The organism is Neisseria sp. P0001.S005, assembly GCF_051963715.1.
On record NZ_JBQCTZ010000374.1, the window covers coordinates 1 to 1,781 of the forward strand.

The window sequence follows — 1,781 nt, forward strand, 5'->3', positions numbered from 1 at the left end:
TGAGAATGGTTTATGTATCACGGCGAGAGATTTAATGCGTACAGCCATTTGGCCGGTTTCTTGTTGGCAGTGGCGGCGTTGGTGCTGATGCTGGTGAAAGCGGTGGAATCGGCGGACGGCTATCGGATTGCCGGTGCACTGACTTACGGAATCTGCCTGCTGCTCCTGTATTTGGGTTCAACCTTATATCACAGCATTCCGCAGCCGAAAGCCAAGGCGATTTTGCAAAAAGTCGATCATTGCATGATTTATCTTTTGATTGCAGGCAGCTATACGCCGTTTACGCTGATTACCCTTCACGGCGGCTGGGGCTGGTCGCTTTTCGGCGTGTCGTGGGGGCTGGCTTTGCTGGGCATTGTTCAGGAGTTGACGATTGGGCGCAAAAGCGAGAAGCGGCTGCTGTCGATGGTGATTTATGTGTTGATGGGCTGGCTGATTGTGGTGGCGGTGTGGCCGCTGATACAGTCGCTTTCGGCTGGTGGATTATTTTGGCTGGTGTTGGGCGGTGTATTGTACAGCGTGGGGATTTATTGGTTTATCAACGATACGAAAATCCGCCACGGCCACGGTATCTGGCACTTGTTTGTTTTGGCAGGCAGTTTGACGCAATTTATCAGCATTTATTTTTATGTGTTGTAGTTTCAGACGGCCTGAAATAAAAAAACCTCTCAGTTTGACTGAGAGGTTTTTGTTTGTCGTTAACCTGGGTTTTTGTCGTGGAATTCGTGGAATTCGTAGTTGTAGGTCAACTCTTTGCCGGCTTTGGTTTGCGCCAGATAATCGTCGTAAACCGCACGGATTTCCTTACGCAGCAGGAAGAGGGCGATTAAGTTCGGCAAGACCATAAAGCCGTTGAACATATCGGACATACTCCAAACCAAATCCACTTTGCCCAAGGTACCCAATACGATGGCCACTAAAACCAGTGCGCGGTAGATGCCCAAGTGTTTGCCGCGGAACAGGAAGCGGATATTGGATTCGCCGAAGTAGTACCAGCCGATGATGGTGGTGAAGGCGAAGAAGGTCAGACAGACGGCAAGCAGTTGCGAACCGAAACCCGGGAAGGCTTTGTTAAACGCCAGTTGGGTAACTGCCGCGCCGGTTTCGCCGGACAGGTTGGCGTCGGTCAGCAGGATAATCAGTGCGGTTGCCGTGCAGACCATTAGCGTATCGATAAAGATACCGATAAACGCGGCCATACCTTGTTGCACAGGGTGTTTGACGTTGGCGGTCGCGTGAGCGTGCGGGGTCGAACCCATACCGGCTTCATTGGAAAACAGGCCGCGTGCCACACCGAAGCGGACAGCCTCACGCATACCGATACCGGCCGCACCACCCAATACCGCTTCAGGATTGAAGGCGGCGACAAAGATACTGTGGAACATCGGGATGATGTGGTCGGAGAATTTGAACAAAATAATTACGGCACACAAGATGTAAATCACCGCCATAAACGGCACGACAAATTGCGCGATACCGGCAATGCGGTTGATGCCGCCGATGATGATCAGGCCGGCGAATATTGCCAAAGCAATGCCGACAGCCATCGGAGGAATATCGAAAGCCAAATTAATGGCCGAGGCGATGGAATTGGATTGGGTTGCGTTGCCGATGAAGCCCAGCGCGATAATCAAGGCAATGGAGAAAAAGCCGGACAGGAAACGCGCCGCACCACGGCCGATTTTCGGCGTCAGGCCGTGCGTAATGTAAAACGCAGGGCCGCCGATGTATTTGCCGTGGCTGACCACGCGGTATTTTTGCGCCAAAACGGCTTCTGCAAA

Annotated in this window: 2 protein-coding genes; one reads left to right on the forward strand and one right to left on the reverse strand. The window is 52.2% G+C overall.

Going from position 1 to position 1,781, the window contains the following annotated elements; all coding sequences use genetic code 11:
• The first annotated feature begins 12 nt into the window (after window positions 1-12).
• Window positions 13-639, forward strand: a complete 627-nt coding sequence (gene trhA / locus ACTHSP_RS20300) for a PAQR family membrane homeostasis protein TrhA (RefSeq protein WP_003745948.1) — start codon at window positions 13-15, stop codon at window positions 637-639.
• A gap of 59 nt (window positions 640-698) precedes the next feature.
• Here trhA and ACTHSP_RS20305 read toward each other — a convergent pair.
• Window positions 699-1,781 (reverse strand): alanine/glycine:cation symporter family protein (locus ACTHSP_RS20305; RefSeq protein ID WP_440346799.1); only part of this gene is annotated, 1,083 nt, incomplete at its 5' end.

Bases quoted from the DNA above. Each gene is read 5' to 3' on its own strand.
- trhA (WP_003745948.1), top strand. From the start codon at position 13: ATGTATCACGGCGAGAGATTTAATGCGTACAGCCATTTGGCCGGTTTC.